Origin of the sequence: Methanovulcanius yangii, assembly GCF_018687785.1 — an archaeon.
Lineage (GTDB): Archaea > Halobacteriota > Methanomicrobia > Methanomicrobiales > Methanomicrobiaceae > Methanovulcanius > Methanovulcanius yangii.
Map to the genome: position 1 here is coordinate 1445538 of NZ_LTBL01000001.1, position 21645 is coordinate 1467182.

Below are 21645 nucleotides of genomic sequence, written 5' to 3' on the forward strand. Positions count from 1 at the left end.
AAGCCCTATCCTCACATTATTTTAATGAAGAATTTTTCATCCTTCGCGTTTTTATTCTCCTCTTTCTTTAACTGTCCAGGTGCTTCTGCACTGCCAGCCATGCACACATCTGAAGTACACACGCCGTCATCCGGATAATATGCAGTGAATTCCTCACATCCCCACTTGTAGTTGTTGATGCAATCAGCAAGCTCATGTGCGTCACCGTACTCTCCTCCCTCGTAGAGGACGTTGAGTATGTAATCCCAGAGTTCCGCTACGGACACAATCGTTCCTTTGCAGTTGACTTCTTCAGATTCACATGCAGCCTTCAGAACGTCATAGCATTCCATGTAGATGATTGCTCCATATTCGTCTTCATACGAATACCGTGAGTAATCAATGGAATATACGAACCCGTCTTCGCTGTACGCCGAGGTGAGTTTCATTGCAATCATCTGTGCAATAGCCTTCTGCTTCGCATCCGATGCATCATAGTTCGCAAGCCGCTCATAGACATCCTCCCAGGCAAGACAGGTTGGGTCTATCATACCACAGGGCGGGGTTGGATAGTCTATCTCGAAGAATTCATCAGGCACCTGACGGCCGTTTGGCTTTTCGTCAAGGTACTTGCCTACATTATTCTTCCAGAATCCAATGGTCAGGCCACACCATTCGTTGAGATAGTCGTTGTCGATCGTGGTCTGGTTGCACGTATCGTTGCCGGGAGTGACCGTGACGGTGGTGTCACTGATGCTGACAAGCCATTCGGGACCGGGGTTGGTCTCGCTGACGGTGTAGTCACCAGGAACGAGGTTGTCCCATTTCAGCGTGCCGCCGAGGTAGCCGATCGTCTTGCAGTCGCCACTCGGATACGAAGGTCCGGTGATACAGACCTCGAACGTCTTGGCATCGTCGGGAGTGACGCCGTCCCAGTCGACGTTCTTGATCACTTCGAGACAGCCGAGGATGTACTCGTTCGTCACCGTCGCGGTTCCGACACCGCCACTTGTAACAGTAGCGCCGGAGTCGTCGATGACGGGGACTTCCCACTCACTGCCGAGAGCAGATTCCGTGACCGTGTAGGTGCCGGGAATCAGGTCGTCCCATCTCAGGACGCCGCCGGTCGTGCTCTTACAGTCACCACTCGGATACGAAGGACCGGTGATACAGATCTCAAAGAGAGTTCCGTCGGGAGTTACGCCGTTCCAGATGACATCTTTCGTTACCTCAAGGGAGCCGAGGATGTACTCGTTCGTCACCGTCGCGGTTCCGACACCACCACTTGTAACAGTAGCGCCGGAGTCGTCGATGACGGGGACTTCCCACTCACTGCCGAGAGCAGATTCCGTGACCGTGTAGGTGCCGGGAATCAGGTCGTCCCATCTCAGGACGCCGCCGGTCGTGCTCTTACAGTCACCACTCGGATACGAAGGACCGGTGATACAGATCTCAAAGAGAGTTCCGTCGGGAGTTACGCCGTTCCAGATGACATCTTTCGTTACCTCAAGGGAGCCGAGGATGTACTCGTTCGTCACCGTCGCGGTTCCGACACCACCACTTGTAACAGTAGCGCCGGAGTCGTCGATGACGGGGACTTCCCACTCACTGCCGAGAGCAGATTCCGTGACCGTGTAGGTGCCGGGAATCAGGTCGTCCCATCTCAGGACGCCGCCGGTCGTGCTCTTACAGTCACCACTCGGATACGAAGGACCGGTGATACAGATCTCAAAGAGAGTTCCGTCGGGAGTTACGCCGTTCCAGATGACATCTTTCGTTACCTCAAGGGAGCCGAGGATGTACTCGTTCGTCACCGTCGCGGTTCCGACACCACCACTTGTAACAGTAGCGCCGGAGTCGTCGATGACGGGGACTTCCCACTCACTGCCGAGAGCAGATTCCGTGACCGTGTAGGTGCCGGGAATCAGGTCGTCCCATCTCAGGACGCCGCCGGTCGTGCTCTTACAGTCACCACTCGGATACGAAGGACCGGTGATACAGATCTCAAAGAGAGTTCCGCCGGGAGTTACGCCGTTCCAGATGACATCTTTCGTTACCTCAAGGGAGCCGAGGATGTACTCGTTCGTCACCGTCGCGGTTCCGACACCACCACTTGTAACAGTAGCGCCGGAGTCGTCGATGACGGGGACTTCCCACTCACTGCCGAGAGCAGATTCCGTGACCGTGTAGGTGCCGGGAATCAGGTCGTCCCATCTCAGGACGCCGCCGGTCGTGCTCTTACAGTCACCACTCGGATACGAAGGACCGGTGATACAGATCTCAAAGAGAGTTCCGTCGGGAGTTACGCCGTTCCAGATGACATCTTTCGTTACCTCAAGGGAGCCGAGGATGTACTCGTTCGTCACCGTCGCGGTTCCGACACCGCCACTTGTAACAGTAGCGCCGGAGTCGTCGATGACGGGGACTTCCCACTCACTGCCGAGAGCAGATTCCGTGACCGTGTAGGTGCCGGGAATCAGGTCGTCCCATCTCAGGACGCCGCCGGTCGTGCTCTTACAGTCACCACTCGGATACGAAGGACCGGTGATACAGATCTCAAAGAGAGTTCCGTCGGGAGTTACGCCGTTCCAGATGACATCTTTCGTTACCTCAAGGGAGCCGAGGATGTACTCGTTCGTCACCGTCGCGGTTCCGACACCGCCACTTGTAACAGTAGCGCCGGAGTCGTCGATGACGGGGACTTCCCACTCACTGCCGAGAGCAGATTCCGTGACCGTGTAGGTGCCGGGAATCAGGTCGTCCCATCTCAGGACGCCGCCGGTCGTGCTCTTACAGTCACCACTCGGATACGAAGGACCGGTGATACAGATCTCAAAGAGAGTTCCGTCGGGAGTTACGCCGTTCCAGATGACATCTTTCGTTACCTCAAGGGAGCCGAGGATGTACTCGTTCGTCACCGTCGCGGTTCCGACACCACCACTTGTAACAGTAGCGCCGGAGTCGTCGATGACGGGGACTTCCCACTCACTGCCGAGAGCAGATTCCGTGACCGTGTAGGTGCCGGGAATCAGGTCGTCCCATCTCAGGACGCCGCCGGTCGTGCTCTTACAGTCACCACTCGGATACGAAGGACCGGTGATACAGATCTCAAAGAGAGTTCCGTCGGGAGTTACGCCGTTCCAGATGACATCTTTCGTTACCTCAAGGGAGCCGAGGATGTACTCGTTCGTCACCGTCGCGGTTCCGACACCACCACTTGTAACAGTAGCGCCGGAGTCGTCGATGACGGGGACTTCCCACTCACTGCCGAGAGCAGATTCCGTGACCGTGTAGGTGCCGGGAATCAGGTCGTCCCATCTCAGGACGCCGCCGGTCGTGCTCTTACAGTCACCACTCGGATACGAAGGACCGGTGATACAGATCTCAAAGAGAGTTCCGTCGGGAGTTACGCCGTTCCAGATGACATCTTTCGTTACCTCAAGGGAGCCGAGGATGTACTCGTTCGTCACCGTCGCGGTTCCGACACCGCCACTTGTAACAGTAGCGCCGGAGTCGTCGATGACGGGGACTTCCCACTCACTGCCGAGAGCAGATTCCGTGACCGTGTAGGTGCCGGGAATCAGGTCGTCCCATCTCAGGACGCCGCCGGTCGTGCTCTTACAGTCACCACTCGGATACGAAGGACCGGTGATACAGATCTCAAAGAGAGTTCCGTCGGGAGTTACGCCGTTCCAGATGACATCTTTCGTTACCTCAAGGGAGCCGAGGATGTACTCGTTCGTCACCGTCGCGGTTCCGACACCGCCACTTGTAACAGTAGCGCCGGAGTCGTCGATGACGGGGACTTCCCACTCACTGCCGAGAGCAGATTCCGTGACCGTGTAGGTGCCGGGAATCAGGTCGTCCCATCTCAGGACGCCGCCGGTCGTGCTCTTACAGTCACCACTCGGATACGAAGGACCGGTGATACAGATCTCAAAGAGAGTTCCGTCGGGAGTTACGCCGTTCCAGATGACATCTTTCGTTACCTCAAGGGAGCCGAGGATGTACTCGTTCGTCACCGTCGCGGTTCCGACACCGCCACTTGTAACAGTAGCGCCGGAGTCGTCGATGACGGGGACTTCCCACTCACTGCCGAGAGCAGATTCCGTGACCGTGTAGGTGCCGGGAATCAGGTCGTCCCATCTCAGGACGCCGCCGGTCGTGCTCTTACAGTCACCACTCGGATACGAAGGACCGGTGATACAGATCTCAAAGAGAGTTCCGTCGGGAGTTACGCCGTTCCAGATGACATCTTTCGTTACCTCAAGGGAGCCGAGGATGTACTCGTTCGTCACCGTCGCGGTTCCGACACCACCACTTGTAACAGTAGCGCCGGAGTCGTCGATGACGGGGACTTCCCACTCACTGCCGAGAGCAGATTCCGTGACCGTGTAGGTGCCGGGAATCAGGTCGTCCCATCTCAGGACGCCGCCGGTCGTGCTCTTACAGTCACCACTCGGATACGAAGGACCGGTGATACAGATCTCAAAGAGAGTTCCGTCGGGAGTTACGCCGTTCCAGATGACATCTTTCGTTACCTCAAGGGAGCCGAGGATGTACTCGTTCGTCACCGTCGCGGTTCCGACACCGCCACTTGTAACAGTAGCGCCGGAGTCGTCGATGACGGGGACTTCCCACTCACTGCCGAGAGCAGATTCCGTGACCGTGTAGGTGCCGGGAATCAGGTCGTCCCATCTCAGGACGCCGCCGGTCGTGCTCTTACAGTCACCACTCGGATACGAAGGACCGGTGATACAGATCTCAAAGAGAGTTCCGTCGGGAGTTACGCCGTTCCAGATGACATCTTTCGTTACCTCAAGGGAGCCGAGGATGTACTCGTTCGTCACCGTCGCGGTTCCGACACCGCCACTTGTAACAGTAGCGCCGGAGTCGTCGATGACGGGGACTTCCCACTCACTGCCGAGAGCAGATTCCGTGACCGTGTAGGTGCCGGGAATCAGGTCGTCCCATCTCAGGACGCCGCCGGTCGTGCTCTTACAGTCACCACTCGGATACGAAGGACCGGTGATACAGATCTCAAAGAGAGTTCCGTCGGGAGTTACGCCGTTCCAGATGACATCTTTCGTTACCTCAAGGGAGCCGAGGATGTACTCGTTCGTCACCGTCGCGGTTCCGACACCGCCACTTGTAACAGTAGCGCCGGAGTCGTCGATGACGGGGACTTCCCACTCACTGCCGAGAGCAGATTCCGTGACCGTGTAGGTGCCGGGAATCAGGTCGTCCCATCTCAGGACGCCGCCGGTCGTGCTCTTACAGTCACCACTCGGATACGAAGGACCGGTGATACAGATCTCAAAGAGAGTTCCGTCGGGAGTTACGCCGTTCCAGATGACATCTTTCGTTACCTCAAGGGAGCCGAGGATGTACTCGTTCGTCACCGTCGCGGTTCCGACACCGCCACTTGTAACAGTAGCGCCGGAGTCGTCGATGACGGGGACTTCCCACTCACTGCCGAGAGCAGATTCCGTGACCGTGTAGGTGCCGGGAATCAGGTCGTCCCATCTCAGGACGCCGCCGGTCGTGCTCTTACAGTCACCACTCGGATACGAAGGACCGGTGATACAGATCTCAAAGAGAGTTCCGTCGGGAGTTACGCCGTTCCAGATGACATCTTTCGTTACCTCAAGGGAGCCGAGGATGTACTCGTTCGTCACCGTCGCGGTTCCGACACCGCCACTTGTAACAGTAGCGCCGGAGTCGTCGATGACGGGGACTTCCCACTCACTGCCGAGAGCAGATTCCGTGACCGTGTAGGTGCCGGGAATCAGGTCGTCCCATCTCAGGACGCCGCCGGTCGTGCTCTTACAGTCACCACTCGGATACGAAGGACCGGTGATACAGATCTCAAAGAGAGTTCCGTCGGGAGTTACGCCGTTCCAGATGACATCTTTCGTTACCTCAAGGGAGCCGAGGATGTACTCGTTCGTCACCGTCGCGGTTCCGACACCACCACTTGTAACAGTAGCGCCGGAGTCGTCGATGACGGGGACTTCCCACTCACTGCCGAGAGCAGATTCCGTGACCGTGTAGGTGCCGGGAATCAGGTCGTCCCATCTCAGGACGCCGCCGGTCGTGCTCTTACAGTCACCACTCGGATACGAAGGACCGGTGATACAGATCTCAAAGAGAGTTCCGTCGGGAGTTACGCCGTTCCAGATGACATCTTTCGTTACCTCAAGGGAGCCGAGGATGTACTCGTTCGTCACCGTCGCGGTTCCGACACCGCCACTTGTAACAGTAGCGCCGGAGTCGTCGATGACGGGGACTTCCCACTCACTGCCGAGAGCAGATTCCGTGACCGTGTAGGTGCCGGGAATCAGGTCGTCCCATCTCAGGACGCCGCCGGTCGTGCTCTTACAGTCACCACTCGGATACGAAGGACCGGTGATACAGATCTCAAAGAGAGTTCCGTCGGGAGTTACGCCGTTCCAGATGACATCTTTCGTTACCTCAAGGGAGCCGAGGATGTACTCGTTCGTCACCGTCGCGGTTCCGACACCGCCACTTGTAACAGTAGCGCCGGAGTCGTCGATGACGGGGACTTCCCACTCACTGCCGAGAGCAGATTCCGTGACCGTGTAGGTGCCGGGAATCAGGTCGTCCCATCTCAGGACGCCGCCGGTCGTGCTCTTACAGTCACCACTCGGATACGAAGGACCGGTGATACAGATCTCAAAGAGAGTTCCGTCGGGAGTTACGCCGTTCCAGATGACATCTTTCGTTACCTCAAGGGAGCCGAGGATGTACTCGTTCGTCACCGTCGCGGTTCCGACACCGCCACTTGTAACAGTAGCGCCGGAGTCGTCGATGACGGGGACTTCCCACTCACTGCCGAGAGCAGATTCCGTGACCGTGTAGGTGCCGGGAATCAGGTCGTCCCATCTCAGGACGCCGCCGGTCGTGCTCTTACAGTCACCACTCGGATACGAAGGACCGGTGATACAGATCTCAAAGAGAGTTCCGTCGGGAGTTACGCCGTTCCAGATGACATCTTTCGTTACCTCAAGGGAGCCGAGGATGTACTCGTTCGTCACCGTCGCGGTTCCGACACCGCCACTTGTAACAGTAGCGCCGGAGTCGTCGATGACGGGGACTTCCCACTCACTGCCGAGAGCAGATTCCGTGACCGTGTAGGTGCCGGGAATCAGGTCGTCCCATCTCAGGACGCCGCCGGTCGTGCTCTTACAGTCACCACTCGGATACGAAGGACCGGTGATACAGATCTCAAAGAGAGTTCCGTCGGGAGTTACGCCGTTCCAGATGACATCTTTCGTTACCTCAAGGGAGCCGAGGATGTACTCGTTCGTCACCGTCGCGGTTCCGACACCGCCACTTGTAACAGTAGCGCCGGAGTCGTCGATGACGGGGACTTCCCACTCACTGCCGAGAGCAGATTCCGTGACCGTGTAGGTGCCGGGAATCAGGTCGTCCCATCTCAGGACGCCGCCGGTCGTGCTCTTACAGTCACCACTCGGATACGAAGGACCGGTGATACAGATCTCAAAGAGAGTTCCGTCGGGAGTTACGCCGTTCCAGATGACATCTTTCGTTACCTCAAGGGAGCCGAGGATGTACTCGTTCGTCACCGTCGCGGTTCCGACACCGCCACTTGTAACAGTAGCGCCGGAGTCGTCGATGACGGGGACTTCCCACTCACTGCCGAGAGCAGATTCCGTGACCGTGTAGGTGCCGGGAATCAGGTCGTCCCATCTCAGGACGCCGCCGGTCGTGCTCTTACAGTCACCACTCGGATACGAAGGACCGGTGATACAGATCTCAAAGAGAGTTCCGTCGGGAGTTACGCCGTTCCAGATGACATCTTTCGTTACCTCAAGGGAGCCGAGGATGTACTCGTTCGTCACCGTCGCGGTTCCGACACCGCCACTTGTAACAGTAGCGCCGGAGTCGTCGATGACGGGGACTTCCCACTCACTGCCGAGAGCAGATTCCGTGACCGTGTAGGTGCCGGGAATCAGGTCGTCCCATCTCAGGACGCCGCCGGTCGTGCTCTTACAGTCACCACTCGGATACGAAGGACCGGTGATACAGATCTCAAAGAGAGTTCCGTCGGGAGTTACGCCGTTCCAGATGACATCTTTCGTTACCTCAAGGGAGCCGAGGATGTACTCGTTCGTCACCGTCGCGGTTCCGACACCGCCACTTGTAACAGTAGCGCCGGAGTCGTCGATGACGGGGACTTCCCACTCACTGCCGAGAGCAGATTCCGTGACCGTGTAGGTGCCGGGAATCAGGTCGTCCCATCTCAGGACGCCGCCGGTCGTGCTCTTACAGTCACCACTCGGATACGAAGGACCGGTGATACAGATCTCAAAGAGAGTTCCGTCGGGAGTTACGCCGTTCCAGATGACATCTTTCGTTACCTCAAGGGAGCCGAGGATGTACTCGTTCGTCACCGTCGCGGTTCCGACACCGCCACTTGTAACAGTAGCGCCGGAGTCGTCGATGACGGGGACTTCCCACTCACTGCCGAGAGCAGATTCCGTGACCGTGTAGGTGCCGGGAATCAGGTCGTCCCATCTCAGGACGCCGCCGGTCGTGCTCTTACAGTCACCACTCGGATACGAAGGACCGGTGATACAGATCTCAAAGAGAGTTCCGTCGGGAGTTACGCCGTTCCAGATGACATCTTTCGTTACCTCAAGGGAGCCGAGGATGTACTCGTTCGTCACCGTCGCGGTTCCGACACCGCCACTTGTAACAGTAGCGCCGGAGTCGTCGATGACGGGGACTTCCCACTCACTGCCGAGAGCAGATTCCGTGACCGTGTAGGTGCCGGGAATCAGGTCGTCCCATCTCAGGACGCCGCCGGTCGTGCTCTTACAGTCACCACTCGGATACGAAGGACCGGTGATACAGATCTCAAAGAGAGTTCCGTCGGGAGTTACGCCGTTCCAGATGACATCTTTCGTTACCTCAAGGGAGCCGAGGATGTACTCGTTCGTCACCGTCGCGGTTCCGACACCGCCACTTGTAACAGTAGCGCCGGAGTCGTCGATGACGGGGACTTCCCACTCACTGCCGAGAGCAGATTCCGTGACCGTGTAGGTGCCGGGAATCAGGTCGTCCCATCTCAGGACGCCGCCGGTCGTGCTCTTACAGTCACCACTCGGATACGAAGGACCGGTGATACAGATCTCAAAGAGAGTTCCGTCGGGAGTTACGCCGTTCCAGATGACATCTTTCGTTACCTCAAGGGAGCCGAGGATGTACTCGTTCGTCACCGTCGCGGTTCCGACACCGCCACTTGTAACAGTAGCGCCGGAGTCGTCGATGACGGGGACTTCCCACTCACTGCCGAGAGCAGATTCCGTGACCGTGTAGGTGCCGGGAATCAGGTCGTCCCATCTCAGGACGCCGCCGGTCGTGCTCTTACAGTCACCACTCGGATACGAAGGACCGGTGATACAGATCTCAAAGAGAGTTCCGTCGGGAGTTACGCCGTTCCAGATGACATCTTTCGTTACCTCAAGGGAGCCGAGGATGTACTCGTTCGTCACCGTCGCGGTTCCGACACCGCCACTTGTAACAGTAGCGCCGGAGTCGTCGATGACGGGGACTTCCCACTCACTGCCGAGAGCAGATTCCGTGACCGTGTAGGTGCCGGGAATCAGGTCGTCCCATCTCAGGACGCCGCCGGTCGTGCTCTTACAGTCACCACTCGGATACGAAGGACCGGTGATACAGATCTCAAAGAGAGTTCCGTCGGGAGTTACGCCGTTCCAGATGACATCTTTCGTTACCTCAAGGGAGCCGAGGATGTACTCGTTCGTCACCGTCGCGGTTCCGACACCGCCACTTGTAACAGTAGCGCCGGAGTCGTCGATGACGGGGACTTCCCACTCACTGCCGAGAGCAGATTCCGTGACCGTGTAGGTGCCGGGAATCAGGTCGTCCCATCTCAGGACGCCGCCGGTCGTGCTCTTACAGTCACCACTCGGATACGAAGGACCGGTGATACAGATCTCAAAGAGAGTTCCGTCGGGAGTTACGCCGTTCCAGATGACATCTTTCGTTACCTCAAGGGAGCCGAGGATGTACTCGTTCGTCACCGTCGCGGTTCCGACACCGCCACTTGTAACAGTAGCGCCGGAGTCGTCGATGACGGGGACTTCCCACTCACTGCCGAGAGCAGATTCCGTGACCGTGTAGGTGCCGGGAATCAGGTCGTCCCATCTCAGGACGCCGCCGGTCGTGCTCTTACAGTCACCACTCGGATACGAAGGACCGGTGATACAGATCTCAAAGAGAGTTCCGTCGGGAGTTACGCCGTTCCAGATGACATCTTTCGTTACCTCAAGGGAGCCGAGGATGTACTCGTTCGTCACCGTCGCGGTTCCGACACCGCCACTTGTAACAGTAGCGCCGGAGTCGTCGATGACGGGGACTTCCCACTCACTGCCGAGAGCAGATTCCGTGACCGTGTAGGTGCCGGGAATCAGGTCGTCCCATCTCAGGACGCCGCCGGTCGTGCTCTTACAGTCACCACTCGGATACGAAGGACCGGTGATACAGATCTCAAAGAGAGTTCCGTCGGGAGTTACGCCGTTCCAGATGACATCTTTCGTTACCTCAAGGGAGCCGAGGATGTACTCGTTCGTCACCGTCGCGGTTCCGACACCGCCACTTGTAACAGTAGCGCCGGAGTCGTCGATGACGGGGACTTCCCACTCACTGCCGAGAGCAGATTCCGTGACCGTGTAGGTGCCGGGAATCAGGTCGTCCCATCTCAGGACGCCGCCGGTCGTGCTCTTACAGTCACCACTCGGATACGAAGGACCGGTGATACAGATCTCAAAGAGAGTTCCGTCGGGAGTTACGCCGTTCCAGATGACATCTTTCGTTACCTCAAGGGAGCCGAGGATGTACTCGTTCGTCACCGTCGCGGTTCCGACACCGCCACTTGTAACAGTAGCGCCGGAGTCGTCGATGACGGGGACTTCCCACTCACTGCCGAGAGCAGATTCCGTGACCGTGTAGGTGCCGGGAATCAGGTCGTCCCATCTCAGGACGCCGCCGGTCGTGCTCTTACAGTCACCACTCGGATACGAAGGACCGGTGATACAGATCTCAAAGAGAGTTCCGTCGGGAGTTACGCCGTTCCAGATGACATCTTTCGTTACCTCAAGGGAGCCGAGGATGTACTCGTTCGTCACCGTCGCGGTTCCGACACCGCCACTTGTAACAGTAGCGCCGGAGTCGTCGATGACGGGGACTTCCCACTCACTGCCGAGAGCAGATTCCGTGACCGTGTAGGTGCCGGGAATCAGGTCGTCCCATCTCAGGACGCCGCCGGTCGTGCTCTTACAGTCACCACTCGGATACGAAGGACCGGTGATACAGATCTCAAAGAGAGTTCCGTCGGGAGTTACGCCGTTCCAGATGACATCTTTCGTTACCTCAAGGGAGCCGAGGATGTACTCGTTCGTCACCGTCGCGGTTCCGACACCACCACTTGTAACAGTAGCGCCGGAGTCGTCGATGACGGGGACTTCCCACTCACTGCCGAGAGCAGATTCCGTGACCGTGTAGGTGCCGGGAATCAGGTCGTCCCATCTCAGGACGCCGCCGGTCGTGCTCTTACAGTCACCACTCGGATACGAAGGACCGGTGATACAGATCTCAAAGAGAGTTCCGTCGGGAGTTACGCCGTTCCAGATGACATCTTTCGTTACCTCAAGGGAGCCGAGGATGTACTCGTTCGTCACCGTCGCGGTTCCGACACCGCCACTTGTAACAGTAGCGCCGGAGTCGTCGATGACGGGGACTTCCCACTCACTGCCGAGAGCAGATTCCGTGACCGTGTAGGTGCCGGGAATCAGGTCGTCCCATCTCAGGACGCCGCCGGTCGTGCTCTTACAGTCACCACTCGGATACGAAGGACCGGTGATACAGATCTCAAAGAGAGTTCCGTCGGGAGTTACGCCGTTCCAGATGACATCTTTCGTTACCTCAAGGGAGCCGAGGATGTACTCGTTCGTCACCGTCGCGGTTCCGACACCGCCACTTGTAACAGTAGCGCCGGAGTCGTCGATGACGGGGACTTCCCACTCACTGCCGAGAGCAGATTCCGTGACCGTGTAGGTGCCGGGAATCAGGTCGTCCCATCTCAGGACGCCGCCGGTCGTGCTCTTACAGTCACCACTCGGATACGAAGGACCGGTGATACAGATCTCAAAGAGAGTTCCGTCGGGAGTTACGCCGTTCCAGATGACATCTTTCGTTACCTCAAGGGAGCCGAGGATGTACTCGTTCGTCACCGTCGCGGTTCCGACACCACCACTTGTAACAGTAGCGCCGGAGTCGTCGATGACGGGGACTTCCCACTCACTGCCGAGAGCAGATTCCGTGACCGTGTAGGTGCCGGGAATCAGGTCGTCCCATCTCAGGACGCCGCCGGTCGTGCTCTTACAGTCACCACTCGGATACGAAGGACCGGTGATACAGATCTCAAAGAGAGTTCCGTCGGGAGTTACGCCGTTCCAGATGACATCTTTCGTTACCTCAAGGGAGCCGAGGATGTACTCGTTCGTCACCGTCGCGGTTCCGACACCGCCACTTGTAACAGTAGCGCCGGAGTCGTCGATGACGGGGACTTCCCACTCACTGCCGAGAGCAGATTCCGTGACCGTGTAGGTGCCGGGAATCAGGTCGTCCCATCTCAGGACGCCGCCGGTCGTGCTCTTACAGTCACCACTCGGATACGAAGGACCGGTGATACAGATCTCAAAGAGAGTTCCGTCGGGAGTTACGCCGTTCCAGATGACATCTTTCGTTACCTCAAGGGAGCCGAGGATGTACTCGTTCGTCACCGTCGCGGTTCCGACACCGCCACTTGTAACAGTAGCGCCGGAGTCGTCGATGACGGGGACTTCCCACTCACTGCCGAGAGCAGATTCCGTGACCGTGTAGGTGCCGGGAATCAGGTCGTCCCATCTCAGGACGCCGCCGGTCGTGCTCTTACAGTCACCACTCGGATACGAAGGACCGGTGATACAGATCTCAAAGAGAGTTCCGTCGGGAGTTACGCCGTTCCAGATGACATCTTTCGTTACCTCAAGGGAGCCGAGGATGTACTCGTTCGTCACCGTCGCGGTTCCGACACCGCCACTTGTAACAGTAGCGCCGGAGTCGTCGATGACGGGGACTTCCCACTCACTGCCGAGAGCAGATTCCGTGACCGTGTAGGTGCCGGGAATCAGGTCGTCCCATCTCAGGACGCCGCCGGTCGTGCTCTTACAGTCACCACTCGGATACGAAGGACCGGTGATACAGATCTCAAAGAGAGTTCCGTCGGGAGTTACGCCGTTCCAGATGACATCTTTCGTTACCTCAAGGGAGCCGAGGATGTACTCGTTCGTCACCGTCGCGGTTCCGACACCACCACTTGTAACAGTAGCGCCGGAGTCGTCGATGACGGGGACTTCCCACTCACTGCCGAGAGCAGATTCCGTGACCGTGTAGGTGCCGGGAATCAGGTCGTCCCATCTCAGGACGCCGCCGGTCGTGCTCTTACAGTCACCACTCGGATACGAAGGACCGGTGATACAGATCTCAAAGAGAGTTCCGTCGGGAGTTACGCCGTTCCAGATGACATCTTTCGTTACCTCAAGGGAGCCGAGGATGTACTCGTTCGTCACCGTCGCGGTTCCGACACCGCCACTTGTAACAGTAGCGCCGGAGTCGTCGATGACGGGGACTTCCCACTCACTGCCGAGAGCAGATTCCGTGACCGTGTAGGTGCCGGGAATCAGGTCGTCCCATCTCAGGACGCCGCCGGTCGTGCTCTTACAGTCACCACTCGGATACGAAGGACCGGTGATACAGATCTCAAAGAGAGTTCCGTCGGGAGTTACGCCGTTCCAGATGACATCTTTCGTTACCTCAAGGGAGCCGAGGATGTACTCGTTCGTCACCGTCGCGGTTCCGACACCACCACTTGTAACAGTAGCGCCGGAGTCGTCGATGACGGGGACTTCCCACTCACTGCCGAGAGCAGATTCCGTGACCGTGTAGGTGCCGGGAATCAGGTCGTCCCATCTCAGGACGCCGCCGGTCGTGCTCTTACAGTCACCACTCGGATACGAAGGACCGGTGATACAGATCTCAAAGAGAGTTCCGTCGGGAGTTACGCCGTTCCAGATGACATCTTTCGTTACCTCAAGGGAGCCGAGGATGTACTCGTTCGTCACCGTCGCGGTTCCGACACCGCCACTTGTAACAGTAGCGCCGGAGTCGTCGATGACGGGGACTTCCCACTCACTGCCGAGAGCAGATTCCGTGACCGTGTAGGTGCCGGGAATCAGGTCGTCCCATCTCAGGACGCCGCCGGTCGTGCTCTTACAGTCACCACTCGGATACGAAGGACCGGTGATACAGATCTCAAAGAGAGTTCCGTCGGGAGTTACGCCGTTCCAGATGACATCTTTCGTTACCTCAAGGGAGCCGAGGATGTACTCGTTCGTCACCGTCGCGGTTCCGACACCGCCACTTGTAACAGTAGCGCCGGAGTCGTCGATGACGGGGACTTCCCACTCACTGCCGAGAGCAGATTCCGTGACCGTGTAGGTGCCGGGAATCAGGTCGTCCCATCTCAGGACGCCGCCGGTCGTGCTCTTACAGTCACCACTCGGATACGAAGGACCGGTGATACAGATCTCAAAGAGAGTTCCGTCGGGAGTTACGCCGTTCCAGATGACATCTTTCGTTACCTCAAGGGAGCCGAGGATGTACTCGTTCGTCACCGTCGCGGTTCCGACACCGCCACTTGTAACAGTAGCGCCGGAGTCGTCGATGACGGGGACTTCCCACTCACTGCCGAGAGCAGATTCCGTGACCGTGTAGGTGCCGGGAATCAGGTCGTCCCATCTCAGGACGCCGCCGGTCGTGCTCTTACAGTCACCACTCGGATACGAAGGACCGGTGATACAGATCTCAAAGAGAGTTCCGTCGGGAGTTACGCCGTTCCAGATGACATCTTTCGTTACCTCAAGGGAGCCGAGGATGTACTCGTTCGTCACCGTCGCGGTTCCGACACCACCACTTGTAACAGTAGCGCCGGAGTCGTCGATGACGGGGACTTCCCACTCACTGCCGAGAGCAGATTCCGTGACCGTGTAGGTGCCGGGAATCAGGTCGTCCCATCTCAGGACGCCGCCGGTCGTGCTCTTACAGTCACCACTCGGATACGAAGGACCGGTGATACAGATCTCAAAGAGAGTTCCGTCGGGAGTTACGCCGTTCCAGATGACATCTTTCGTTACCTCAAGGGAGCCGAGGATGTACTCGTTCGTCACCGTCGCGGTTCCGACACCACCACTTGTAACAGTAGCGCCGGAGTCGTCGATGACGGGGACTTCCCACTCACTGCCGAGAGCAGATTCCGTGACCGTGTAGGTGCCGGGAATCAGGTCGTCCCATCTCAGGACGCCGCCGGTCGTGCTCTTACAGTCACCACTCGGATACGAAGGACCGGTGATACAGATCTCAAAGAGAGTTCCGTCGGGAGTTACGCCGTTCCAGATGACATCTTTCGTTACCTCAAGGGAGCCGGGATTGTACGTGTTCGTAACGGGGGCTACGGAACATTCACTGCCAGCATACACCATGACTGTCTGGGGACTGCCAGTCACAATCCATTCATCCCCTATCGCCGTTTCGGTGATGGTGTACTCACCAGGTGTCAGGTCGTAGAGCGTCTGGGTTCCACCGATCTGATCAAAGTATAGGTAGCCATCATAGCCGGGTCCGACAACATGGATTTCAAACTGGACCGTATACGGAGTAATATCACCCCAGTCGACGTTCTTCACGACCTCAAGGCAACCCTTATCTTCGATCCGGACGGCCCACTCTTCGAAGTCGGCATTGTGCTCCATGTCGGGTTGTATACCACTCTCAGTGACGAAGTAAACCCACTTTGAGCGATCTGTGCCCATCAGTTCCACCGGTGCAAGAACGGTCAGGTCACTTTTCCCGCTGCCGGGTTCAAGAACGTAATTGAGCTTAATATAGGCCTCTCCCTCAGCATCGAGACTCCACATAAGAACAGCATTCTCACCTCCTGGCGACTCGAATTTTCTGCTTGTCCAGTTATAAGCGTGCAGATCAGGGTCATCATCCAAATAAATCCTCAGTTCGTCGATCGAGAGAAGAGGATCGCTTGCGACCTGATTGATATCACCATTAACTTCGTAATAGTAATTTCCCGAATCTTCCGGATATTCCACAATTGGGAATTCGCTCAACTGGATATTTCGAGTCCATTGAACGTTCTTGTCGGTTTCATACCCGTCCTGTATGGGGCGGAATCCCGTGTTGTAGTTTTGCTGAATATCCTCATTGCCCTTCGTCCGCACAAAAGGACTAAAAGTACCTGTCCCCGTTGCTGAGGGTAAGGCACCCTGTAAGAACCAGACATCTTGGTACTCAACCCAATTATCCGCAACGGACAGATCCAGTTCAGTGAGGAATACAGTACCATTCCACACTACTACCGGCTCTACTTGTTCAGCTGCCACCGGCACCGCAAAGGCCGATAGACAGAGCGCCAGAACCAGCACCATAAGAACAGCATACCGAAGCGGTATGCCGCGTTCATTACGTGTTTCTTTTTCTGTTTTCATCTTCATTTTCTCCTTGAATTTTTCAACTCCATTTTCTGAATTTTGAATTATTATCCTGGGAAACATTCTCGCCACACAGAGTGCAGGGGGGGAAAACCGGGTTCGCCATCCAGACGCATAGCTACAACTGGTACACTAACAGAAGTACTACGAAGAGGCTGAAACGGCTGTGCGGGGGATACTTGAATACAAGAGATAAAAGCCCCTTTTGATGGAAGTCAACGTTTCCATCTCTTTTGCCCGGTTATTGTGGCAAGAAATTATGCATCATTCACTTGTACGGCATTCCCCCCGGAACGACAGATACGGACAGAAAGACAGTGGTGGCAACCAGCGGACATCCTCACGAAGAAGAATGCCGTTATCTGTCCACAAACACTTATACTTCAATAAATTCACCCCAATCCCCCTTTGTTTGGGCTAAGCCCATATTAGGGGTCCAACTATATATAATTCTCTTTGCATATCGATAAATTAAAATAATATAAACCGGTTTTTCTTTATCTCCGCCCCATTACTCCCCCCTACACCCATAGGAGAAACGATTCAAATTTTCCCAGGAAATATGCTCAATCAAAGAGCCTTTTATCGCCATTCAGGGGATGATACGACCCACCATACCGGGCGTCCGGAATGTCGATGTATCCGGCACCTGAAACGCATTTGTGTTGCCGGCGAGAAAATACGATATTGTTCTTCCGGAATCCAGGGCATACGCACCATTCAGTTGCGCAGGCGTTCGTGATCATGGCCATCACCCCGCTGCCACAACCCGGCAATATAGCCGTCTGCGTATTGAGGAGAATAGCCCGTTCGATTCCCATCGTCACCCGGTAGCAACGTTTCACCGGAAACATCGATACCGCATCAAAATGGGTTCATGGACGATACGTCACCCACCCGCCACATGGTGAGACCTGCCTCCCCCCAACGGCGGAGCACAACCCCAATTCATCTCACAAAATGTACTTATCCAAATGGCAATGGACCCGCAACTGGTGGCGATACATCCATTGTGAACCAAACCCTCCCGGCGTGGCAGGCCTTCCGGCCAGCAACCGTCGTTCCCGGGCCCGGATACCAGGCAAGCTCAAGTGAACCGCCTGCAGGGACAACCCTCCCCCCGCGATTCGCATCACGGGAGGGGAGGGCCGGAGAACGACCATTCTCCATTCCCCGACATTTCCAGGATTATCAGCTATTCTCCTCACAGGTGCAGATCACACCATTGTCATAGCCGTCGTAGTCCTCGCATCCCCACTTGTAATTGTTGATGCAGTCGGCAAGCTCCTGTGCCGCGCTGTAGTCTTTGTCGCAATAGAGATCCTCGATCAGCTCCCAGAGGTCCCCGACATTCATCGGATTTCCTCCAATGCACTTGGATGCGTCCTTCAGGACCCAGTAGCAGTCCTCATAGACCCACCCGCAGGCATCACAGTCATACCACTTGTAGCGGTTATAGTCGATGACATAGTTGCCGAAGTCGCCCTCAACGTAGAGCTCGGTAAGCTTCATTGCAAGCATCTGGGCAACGGCCTTCTCCTGAGCATTCGAAGCATCGTAGTCGGCAATCAGACCATAGACATGCTCCCAACCACAGCATCCGGAACAGAATGCCGGATCAACATCCATACAGACGGCGCAGGGATCGATACCCTCGAAGAACCAGTCAGGCACCTGACGGCCATTTGTCCACTCCTCGTTGTACTTGTAGATGTTGTTCTTCCAGAATCCGATGGTGTATCCGCACCATTCATTTCTCGGGTAGTAGTTGCCGAAGTACTCCTTCGCCAGCTGGCCCGGTATGAGAACACCGACCTCCTTGATGGCAAGTGAATCCACTATCAAATCAGCGTTTGTCGGCACCCAGCCTTCCTGGATGTCTTCGCTCAGCCAGTACTTGCCCGGCATGAGGAGTTCGCCACACATGTATTCAGACATGTACGTATCAAAGCAGACTTTGCCATTCTCGTCGGTGTACCCCCACGCGACCGGCAGGGTCGGCGCATCCTTTCCGTCACAGTCATCATCGTCAATCCAGAGGGTCATCTTCCAGCCCTCGAGCATCTGCTCGCAGGGTTCACGAATCCCGTTCTCGTTGACATCTTCAAACTTGTACGCACAGACCTTCACCGGCTGGAAGTTGCCGAAGTTGATCGTTGCCTCATCGCCGGACAGGAGAACGCCGACATAGATGACACCAAGTGAATCAACCTGGAAGTCAATGTTCGTCGGGTACCATCCGCCCTTGATCGTCTCGCTCACCCAGTACTTGCCGGGTTCGAGATCGGTGAAACAGACCATGCCCTCGCAGTTGGTTAAGCCGCATGCAATGACCTCACTCGGCCCGTCAACACCTGTCCAGAGCTTGATCTCCCAGCCTTCAAGGAGCTCTTCATCACCATCATAGGTCTTGTCGCGCTCGTCGTCCTGGAACTTCCGGACGCAGATGTCGACCGGCTTGAACATTCCGGCATCCCACGTGAGGTCGGTTTCACCCGCGCTCAGTGTCGTCATGGTGGTATCACCGGTGTACGGGTCTGCATCGCTGTCCTTTGCGTCATCAGCGCCCTGGTTTGCGGGGCTGAATCTCCATCCATCGGGCAGATCAAAGTTGAGATAGTACGAGCCGGGCTTCAGGCAGTTGAAGAGGTAATTGCCATTCGCATCAGTCGCCGTTTCGGCGACCTTCATGCTGCTGCCATCAAAGAGCGTGACCTGAACTCCCGCGACGCCAGGTTCTCCGGCGTCCTGGATACCGTCTGCATCCATGTCTTCCCAGACGAAGTCACCGATGGTTGCCGGCACGTAGGTGTTCGTCACGGTTGCCTCTGCACAGTCACCGTCGGGCTCGACAGTTACCGGCGACCCGTCGATGCAGACCATCCACGCTGAGCCGGGGTCGGTTTCACTGATCGTGTATTCACCAGGAATCAGATCCTCCCAGACCACTGTGCCACCCATGTAACCGATGCATTTGCAGCTGCCATCCGGATAGGAGGGGCCGGTAATGCAGACCTCAAAGGTCTGTTCCGACTTTGGATCGCACAGACCCCAGTCGACGATCTTGGTCACCTCAAGACAGCCACGGTTGTATATGTTTGTCACACCTACCTGGGCACATGCTTCGCCAGCCTCAACCATGACCTCACTGTCGGGACAGTACTTAACCGTCCACTGCGCCGGGTCAACGTCCACTTCTTCAACGGTGTAGCATCCAGGGATCAGATCGTCCCATGTCAGGACCTGCCCATCAGCGGTCGCATACTTCGTATCACCCGTGGGGTAGGACGGTCCGGTGATCATGATCGCAAATTCGACCGGTTTTGCTGCCGCACCGTTCCAGTCGATCGTTTTTGTCACATCGAGACAGCCAAGCTTGTGCTCGTTCGTGACCGTCGCTGTTGCCACCTCGTCAGCCACCACTGTCGCAGGCGAGCCCGTAATCACCGGGACCTCCCACTCACTGCCCGGGGAGGTTTCGGTGACGATATACTCGCCGGGGACCAGGTCCTCCCAGAGGAGCGTTCCACCGGTGGTGGTCTTGCAGTCGCCGTCCGGGTACGAGGGTCCGGTGATGCAGATCTCAAACGTCGTCCCGTCAGGAGTGACACCATTCCAGATGACATCCTTTGTCACCTCAAGCGAGCCCTTCTCGACGATCTCGACCGCCCACTCTTCAAATCCGTCGTTGTGCGGGTAGACCACGCCGCTCTTCGTTACGAAGATGACATACACGTTCTTGTCTGCGGGGAAGAAACCCACCGGGGCAAGGACGGTCAGGTCACTCTTTCCGCTCCCTGCTTCCAGGGCGTAATCGAGCTTGATCCACGCATCTTCTGTGATGCCATCGAGATTCCATTCAAGCGCTACCGCAACACCGGGATCGTCGAACGTTTTGGTACCATCATTATACATGTGCAGGTTGTCACCGCCGGGCCCGGCAGTAAACACCCGGAGTTCGTCGATCGACAGGAGGGACCTCCCATTGACCTGGTTGATGTCACCGTTGAACTCATAGTAATAATTCGTGGTTCCTGCAGGATACTCATACTCGACAATTGGAACATCCTTCAGCTGGAGGCTGTGCGTCCACTGGGTGTTCTTGTCGGTATCAAACCCTTCCTGGATCGGACGGAAGTCGGTGTTGTAGTTCTTCTGGACGTCATTCTGCCCGCTCGTCCGCACGAACGGTGCAAAGGTTCCGGTCCCCGTCGCTACGGGAAGCGGCCCCTGGATAAAGATGGCTCCCTGATACTCAACGACATTCCCCGCAGAGGACAGGTCAATCGTCGGTGTCAGCCCGTTGGACTTCTTGTCCTGTCCCGGCGGGGCCGCCATCGCCGGCGCCGCCATCGCCGTCAGGACGAGGGCTGCGACAAGGACGACGAGAAGAACCGGCAGGACCGGCACCCCATGTTCATGTTGTACTACGTTTCTTCGTTTCATGTTCAAATTTCTCCATTATTTTTTGCTTCTACATACTGGCGCATCCCGATTTGGTCAAAACAATGACCACGGGGGGAATCAGGATTCATCCACAGATTTCACAGGAAACCCATGGATTCCGGACATCGGGCACTTTACGTAATCCAGATATGCAATCGCTGTAAGGGAGACACACGAAAATGAGCGATGTGAGACGCAGCCGAACCTGCAAAACTGCCGTATTCCATCTCAGATGCCCGGCATACAATCCAGAAAACTCATTGCATAAAGATTAAGGTTCATCCCTCCGAGTGGTCATATGTGGGTTGTGTTCAGATGGTATTGGTGTCGGACAACACACGGCATCCGGGAACCGGATGCCTGCTACCCCTGAACATTTACCCATTGAAATTCTGATCAAACACCCCATCTCCCTTTGTTCGGGCACTCGCCCTATATCCCACACAAATATTTAAAATATCCTGATCAAATAACAATATTTAAATATTATTACCTAAGTTTTCCCAGAAATCCGCCCACTTCCTACAGGAAATTTTCATAAAATAACATA

At 56.4% G+C, this 21645-nt stretch carries 2 protein-coding genes; both read right to left on the bottom strand.

Annotated elements, in window-relative coordinates; translation table 11 throughout:
- Nucleotides 1-11: 11 nt before the first annotated feature.
- On the bottom strand, nt 12-16646 hold the full coding sequence (locus AZH53_RS07390) for an MSCRAMM family protein (RefSeq protein WP_319642873.1): 16635 nt from the start codon (nt 16644-16646) through the stop codon (nt 12-14).
- Between the two features lie 1194 nt (nt 16647-17840).
- On the bottom strand, nt 17841-21095 hold the full coding sequence (locus AZH53_RS07395) for an SdrD B-like domain-containing protein (RefSeq protein WP_319642874.1): 3255 nt from the start codon (nt 21093-21095) through the stop codon (nt 17841-17843).
- Nucleotides 21096-21645 lie beyond the last annotated feature (550 nt).

Excerpts from the sequence above, each read along its gene's own strand:
- AZH53_RS07395 (WP_319642874.1), bottom strand. The coding sequence starts at position 21,095 with ATGAAACGAAGAAACGTAGTACAACATGAACATGGGGTGCCGGTCCTG.
- AZH53_RS07390 (WP_319642873.1), bottom strand. The coding sequence starts at position 16,646 with ATGAAAACAGAAAAAGAAACACGTAATGAACGCGGCATACCGCTTCGG.